Annotated in this window: 5 protein-coding genes; 1 reads left to right on the top strand and 4 read right to left on the bottom strand. The window is 69.7% G+C overall.

Translation table 11 applies throughout. The annotated features are described in order from the left end of the window. Positions 1-270 precede the first annotated feature (270 nt). From MD221_RS15915 to MD221_RS15905, 3 genes are all read right to left on the bottom strand, one after another. Positions 271-1,944 (bottom strand): phytoene desaturase family protein, encoded by a 1,674-nt coding sequence (locus MD221_RS15915; protein WP_242112942.1) that lies wholly within the window; start codon positions 1,942-1,944, stop codon positions 271-273. Positions 1,945-1,946: 2 nt separating this feature from the next. Next, positions 1,947-3,074: a UDP-N-acetylglucosamine--N-acetylmuramyl-(pentapeptide) pyrophosphoryl-undecaprenol N-acetylglucosamine transferase gene (locus tag MD221_RS15910; protein WP_242112935.1), complete on the bottom strand. Its 1,128-nt coding sequence runs from the start codon at positions 3,072-3,074 to the stop codon at positions 1,947-1,949. Between the two features lie 89 nt (positions 3,075-3,163). Further along, on the bottom strand, positions 3,164-4,036 hold the full coding sequence (locus MD221_RS15905) for a DMT family transporter (RefSeq protein WP_242112934.1): 873 nt from the start codon (positions 4,034-4,036) through the stop codon (positions 3,164-3,166). A 143-nt stretch (positions 4,037-4,179) separates the two neighbouring features. Between MD221_RS15905 and MD221_RS15900 the strand changes: the two genes are divergently transcribed. Continuing rightward, complete coding sequence (locus MD221_RS15900; RefSeq protein WP_242112933.1) at positions 4,180-4,617, top strand: Lrp/AsnC family transcriptional regulator; 438 nt, start codon at positions 4,180-4,182, stop codon at positions 4,615-4,617. A 98-nt stretch (positions 4,618-4,715) separates the two neighbouring features. Here MD221_RS15900 and groL read toward each other — a convergent pair whose 3' ends face one another. Beyond that, positions 4,716-6,356 (bottom strand): chaperonin GroEL, encoded by a 1,641-nt coding sequence (groL, locus tag MD221_RS15895; RefSeq protein WP_242112932.1) that lies wholly within the window; start codon positions 6,354-6,356, stop codon positions 4,716-4,718. Positions 6,357-6,433: the final 77 nt, after the last annotated feature.

Below are 6,433 nucleotides of genomic sequence, written 5' to 3'. Positions count from 1 at the left end.
GCCTTGGCGGCGCGATCGTCCGTGACCGCGGGCGCGGCGGGCTTGCCGCCCGCTGCCGCCCCCCGTGAAAGCCCGAGGGAAGTCGGGCTCACCCCGCCGGCGCGCGATGCGGATCGCGCGCCGGCGAGCGACGCATCCTTACGCCGCGGGGGACGCAAACACGTCCGTCCCCTCCACTACGAACGAGGGCGCGAAAACGGAAACGGACCGGAACGGCCGGATCGCCCCGGGACGCGGGCGGGCCGGCGCCGGGGAGAACGGGGAGCCGCGTCAGCGCGGACGCGGCCCGCGGCCGAGGTCGCGCAGGATCTCGCGCGCCGCGTTGCGGCCCGGCAGGCCGGTGACGCCGCCGCCGGGGTGCGTGCCCGATCCGCACAGGTACAGGGCGCGCAGCGCGCCGCGATAGTTGCCCTGCCCGAGCAGCGGACGCGCGGAGAACAGCTGGTCCAGGCCGAGCGAGCCGTGGAAGATGTCGCCGCCGACCAGCCCGAAGCGCCGCTCCAGGTCCAGCGGCGACAGCGCCTCGAAGCCGAGCACGCTGCGCTTGAAGTTCGGCGCATAGGCGTCCACGGTCTCGATCATCAATCGCGCCACCGTCTCGCGGTGCGCGTCCCAGCCGCCGCCCGGCTCGCCCTCGCCGGCCAGCCGCGGATTCACGTGCTGGCAGAACAGGCTGGCCACGTGCTGGCCCGGCGGCGCCAGCCGGCGGTCGACAAGCGTGTCGTCGAGCGTGGAGGAGATCACCACTTCCACGATCGGCGCGCGCGCCCAGCCGGGGTTGTGCTGCTGCGACTTGGCGTCGAAGTAGGCCTGCTCGAAATAGCGCAGCGACGGCCCGATCAGGATGCCGCTCTGGTGGTGCGGCTGCAGCTGCGTGCCGGGCGCGGCGCTGAAATCCGGCAGCTCCGACAGGGCCACGTTCATGCGGAAGGTGCCCGAGCCGCAGCGGTAGCGGGCGATGCGCTCGGCGGTATCCGCGTCCAGCGCGCCCGGCTCGATCAGCCGGGTGTAGAGCAGCTTCGGATTGAGGTTGGAGACCACGACGCGGGCGCGCAGCTCGCGGCCGTCGGCCAGCGCCACGCCGACCGCGCGCCCCGGACCGTCGCCGTCGCGCTCGACCAGCACGCGCGCCACCTCGGCGTCGGTGTCCACCTGCACGCCGCGCGCGGCGCATTCCTTCGCCATCGCCTGGGTGATCGCGCCCATGCCGCCGATGGCGTGCCCCCACACGCCGCTCTTGCCGTTGACCTCGCCGAAGACGTGGTGCAGCAGCACGTAGGCCGAGCCCGGCGTGTAGGGGCTGGCGAAGTTGCCGACCACCGAATCCCAGCCCAGCACCGCCTTCAGCGGCTCGGACTCGAACCACTGGTCGAGCATCTCGCCCGCCGACTTGGTGAACAGATCGAGCAGGTCGCGTCGCCCGCGCATGTCCAGGTGCTTGAGCTGCCTGGCCACGCCGTAGGAGGCCAGCCAGTCGGCGAGCACGAAGCGATCGCTGATGTTCGGCGGCGTGCGCGTCATCAGCTCGCGCAGCACCGCGACCACGCGATCGAGCATGGCGTAGTACTCGGGCAGACGCTGCGCGTCGCGCTGCGACCAGCGCGCGACCTCGGCCTGGGTCCGCTCGCCGCCCAGGCGGAAGGCGCGCCCGTCCGGCAGCGGCAGGAAGTTGGCGTAGGGCCGCTCGACCACGCGCAGGCCGTGCTCGGCCAGGCGCAGATCGCGCATCACCTGCGGATTGAGCAGGCTCACCGTGTAGCTGGCCACCGAGTTGCGGAAGCCGGGATGGAATTCCTCGGTGACGGCGGCGCCGCCGACGATGCCGCGCCGCTCCAGCACCCGCACCGTCAGCCCGGCCGCGGCGAGGTAGGCGGCGCAGACCAGGCCGTTGTGGCCGCCGCCGACGATCAGCACGTCGCTGGTCTGCGTGTCTCCGGCTTGCATGCTCATCGCGCCCTCGCCTGCAGCATGCGCTCCACCTGGTCGGCCAGCTTGGCCGCGGCCTGCGGCTGCGCCATCGCGCTGGAAGCGGCGGCAGCGGCGGCCAGCTTGTCCGGCGCGCCGAACAGGTCCGCCAGCAGGGCCGTCAATCCTTCCACGCGCAGCTCCGGCTCCGGCACGCACCAGCCCGCGCCCGCGGCCGCCATCGTCTCGGCGTTGCGGCGCTGCTCCTCGCGCGAGCCGCCCTGCGGGATCGGCACGAAGATCGCCGGGCGGCCGACGGTGAGCAGATCGGCGGCGGTGCTGGCGCCGGCGCGGGTGATGACCAGATGCGCGTTCGCCAGCTGCTGGCCCATGTCGTCGAAGAAGGGGCGGATCGTCGCCTCGATGCCGGCCTCGCGCAGGCGCGCGGCGATCGCATCGGCGTCCTCGCCCTTGTACTGCAGCGACAGCCGCAGGCGGCGGCGGATCCGCTCCGGCAGCGCAAGCAGCGCCGGCGGCACCGTCTCGCCGAATACGCGCGCGCTCTGGCTGCCGCCGACCACCAGCAGTTGCAGCGGCGTCTCGTCCGACAGCGCCGGGTACGGCGCGCGCGCGGCGAGGATGTCGCGCCGCACCGGATTGCCGGTCTCCACGATCCGCGCGGCGTCGAAGCCCTCGGCGCCGGACACGCTCGGGAACGAAATGGCGAGCGCATCGGCGAAACGCAGCAGCTGCCGGTTGGCCACGCTCAGCCGCGTCGCCTGCTCGTGCAGCAGCAGCGGCAGGCCGCGGCTCTTGGCGGCGACCGCCGGCGCGAAGCTGGGATAACCGCCGAACCCGGCCACCAGCGCCACGCCGCGACGGCGCATGTCGCCTCGCGCCCGCCAGGCCGCGCGCGCGATGGTGAAGGCGGCCGCGAGCTTGCCCAGCAGGCCGCCGGCCAGGCTGCGCGCCGGCAGCACCACGAAGGGCAGGCCTTCCAGCGCCTTGGTGTAGGCGGCGCCGCGGCGCTCGGTGTAGATCACCACCTGGTGTCCGCGCGCCAGCAGCTCGCGCGCCAGCGCCTCGGCCGGAAACAGATGCCCGCCCGTGCCGCCCGCGGCCAGTCCGATGGTCCGGGAAGCGCCGGAATTGCCTGCCGCTGCTGTCATGAATTGCCCGGGAGCGCCGGCCGAAAGGGAAGCCGGCCACTATAGCCGCGGGCGTCCCGGGCAGCCAGGAACGCCCCGGAAACATGGCCTTAAGCCGAGGCCTCCCGCCGACGCAGCCGCCACGACCATCCCAATGTCATTCCCGCGGCCGCCAGCAGGATCAACGCCGCGCCGACCGCCTGGAGCGGATGCAGGCGGTGGCCGAACGCCAGGCCATCCACCACGATCGCCACGATGGGATAGACGAAGGACAGCGCGCCGGTCAGGTGCGTAGGCAACTTCTGGATCGCCCCGTACAGCAGGATGTACATCACGCCGGTATGCACCGCGCCGAGCGTGAACAGCGTGCTCCAGACCGCCAGGCCGCTGGGCCATCCGCCATGCGATGCGAGCGGGGCGAGCGCGACGGCACCCACCGAGACCTGGATCAGCGCGATCAGGTGCGGCGGCATGCCCTTGAGCGCCTTGGCGAACAGCGCCGCCAGCGCATAGAAGAAGGCCGCCGCCAGGGCCAGCAGGATGCCTTGCAGATAATGCTCCTGCGTCACTCCCGCGTCCGGCTGGATCTGCACGATCAACAGCATTCCGCAGAAGGACACCGACAGCCAGCCCAGCTTGGACAAGGTCAGTCGTTCCCTGAGGAACAAGGCGCCCAGGGCCACCAGCATGAAAGGCTGGGTGTTGTAGACGGTCGTGGCGATCGAGATGGAAGCCCCCGAATACGCCGCGAACAGCAGCAGCCAGTTGGCGACGATGGCCAGCCCGCCCGCAGCGGCGAGCCCGGCCTGGCGCCAGGTGATGCGGCCCGCCCGCAAATAGCCCTTCGCGGCGCACACCGGCAGCAGCACCAGGGCACCGAAGACGCAGCGCCAGAACACGACCTGCACCACCGGGCGGCCGGACACCACCACCAGCCAGCCGATGGTGCCGGAAATCGCCATCGCGGCGACCATTTCCACCATTCCGCGCGTTCTTTCGCCCACCGGCCCTGTCTCGTTTCCGTCGAGGGCTCAATGTAGAAAATACGGGGCCAAAAAGGCAGGCAAAATTTAATGCGATAGCTTATATTTGCCTTTCTTTATAAAGAAATATTCGGATTCCTCCTATGCAGCTCGACGACATCGACCGCCGCATCCTGTCCCTGCTTCAGCACGAGGGGCGCATCGCGGTGAAAGCCCTGGCCGCGCAGATCGGGCTGTCCTCGCCCAGCGCCTCCGAGCGCCTGCGGCGCCTGGAGGATCGCGGCGTGATCCGCGGTTTCACCGTCGATGTCGAACCGGCCGCGCTCGGCTACGCCCTGCAGGCGATCGTTCGCGTCCGGCCGCTGCCCGGCAAGCTCCAGGCCGTGCAGAAACTCATCGAAGCGATCCCCGAGTTCGCCGAGTGCGACAAGGTCACCGGCGAGGATTGCTTCATCGGCCGCCTGCACCTGCGCTCGATCGAGCACCTCGACCAGATCCTGGACAGGATCACCGACCTGGCCGAGACCAATACCGCCATCGTCAAGGCGCAGCCGGTCAGGCGCAGGCTGCCGCCGCTTTGATCGCGGTGCCGGCGGACGGGACGGCGCATCCCGGCCGCAAACGAAAAGCCCCGCATCGCTGCGGGGCTTTTGCTTGCTTCGCGAAACAGCGGCGCGACTTAGAAATCCATGCCGCCCATGCCGCCCATGCCGCCGCCGGCCGGCATCGCCGGCTCGTCCTTCTTCGGCAGCTCGGCCACCATCGCTTCGGTGGTGATCATCAGGCCGGCGATCGAGGAGGCGTTCTGCAGCGCGGTGCGGGTGACCTTGGTCGGGTCGAGGATGCCGAACTCGACCATGTCGCCGAACTCGCCGTTGGCGGCGTTGTAGCCGAAGTTGCCCTTGCCTTCCTTCACCTTGTTGAGGATCACGGAGGGCTCCTCGCCGGCGTTGGTGACGATCTCGCGCAGCGGCGCTTCCATCGCGCGCATGGCGATCTGGATGCCGTGGTTCTGGTCCTCGTTGGCGCCCTTCAGGCCGTCGATCGCCGACAGCGCGCGGATCAGCGCGACGCCGCCGCCCGGGACCACGCCTTCCTCCACCGCCGCACGCGTGGCGTGCAGGGCGTCTTCGACGCGGGCCTTCTTTTCCTTCATCTCGATCTCGGTCGAGGCGCCGACCTTGATCACCGCCACGCCGCCGGCCAGCTTGGCCACGCGCTCCTGCAGCTTCTCGCGGTCGTAGTCGGAGGAGGTCTCCTCGATCTGCGCCTTGATCTGCTTGATGCGGCCTTCGATGCCGGAGGTTTCGCCGGCGCCGTCGATGATGGTGGTGTTTTCCTTGCTGACCTGGATCTTCTTGGCGCGGCCCAGATCCTTGATCGTCGCCTTCTCGAGCGAGAGGCCGACTTCCTCGGAGATCACGGTGCCGCCGGTGAGGATGGCCATGTCTTCCAGCATCGCCTTGCGACGGTCGCCGAAGCCCGGCGCCTTGACGGCGCAGACCTTGACGATGCCGCGGATGGTGTTGACCACCAGGGTCGCCAGCGCCTCGCCTTCCACTTCCTCGGCGACGATCAGCAGCGGCTTGCCGGCCTTGGCCACGCCCTCGAGGACGGGCAGCAGGTCGCGCACGTTGGAGATCTTCTTGTCGTGCAGCAGGATGTACGGGTCATCCAGCTCGGCCGACATCGACTGCTGGTTGTTGACGAAGTAGGCGGACAGGTAGCCGCGATCGAACTGCATGCCCTCGACGACGTCGAGCTCGTTCTCCAGGCCCGAGCCTTCCTCGACGGTGATCACGCCTTCCTTGCCGACCTTCTTCATCGCGTCGGCGATGATGTTGCCGATCGACTCGTCGCTGTTGGCCGAGATCGTGCCGACCTGGGCGATCGCCTTGTCGTCGGCGGTGGGCTTGGAGAGCTTCTTCAGCTCCTCGACGGCGGCCACGACGGCCTTGTCGATGCCGCGCTTGAGGTCCATCGGGTTCATGCCGGCGGCGACCGCCTTGGAACCCTCGCGGATCAGCGCCTGCGCCAGCACGGTGGCGGTGGTGGTGCCGTCGCCCGCGTTGTCGGAGGTCTTGGAGGCGACTTCCTTCACCATCTGCGCGCCCATGTTCTCGAACTTGTCGGCCAGCTCGATTTCCTTGGCGACGGAGACGCCGTCCTTGGTGATGGTCGGGGCGCCGAAGCTCTTCTCGAGCACGACGTTGCGGCCCTTCGGGCCGAGGGTGGCCTTGACGGCATTGGCGAGCACGTTGACGCCGCGCACCATCTTCGCGCGCGCGTCCTCACCGAAACGGATTTCTTTGGCAGCCATGGAAAACTCCAGATTGATTCGTAGAAAAATTCAGAAGTCCGCGCAGCGGGCCGCATCGTCGATGCGGCGAGGCACGG

It is taken from the genome of Luteimonas aquatica, assembly GCF_022662575.1.
Classification (GTDB): Bacteria; Pseudomonadota; Gammaproteobacteria; order Xanthomonadales; family Xanthomonadaceae; genus Luteimonas; species Luteimonas aquatica.
This window is presented reverse-complemented; position numbering and strand designations above follow the sequence as displayed.

Bases quoted from the DNA above. Each gene is read 5' to 3' on its own strand.
- MD221_RS15915 (WP_242112942.1), bottom strand. From the start codon at position 1,944: ATGCAAGCCGGAGACACGCAGACCAGCGACGTGCTGATCGTCGGCGGC.
- MD221_RS15910 (WP_242112935.1), bottom strand. From the start codon at position 3,074: ATGACAGCAGCGGCAGGCAATTCCGGCGCTTCCCGGACCATCGGACTG.
- MD221_RS15905 (WP_242112934.1), bottom strand. From the start codon at position 4,036: ATGGTGGAAATGGTCGCCGCGATGGCGATTTCCGGCACCATCGGCTGG.
- MD221_RS15900 (WP_242112933.1), top strand. From the start codon at position 4,180: ATGCAGCTCGACGACATCGACCGCCGCATCCTGTCCCTGCTTCAGCAC.
- groL (WP_242112932.1), bottom strand. From the start codon at position 6,356: ATGGCTGCCAAAGAAATCCGTTTCGGTGAGGACGCGCGCGCGAAGATG.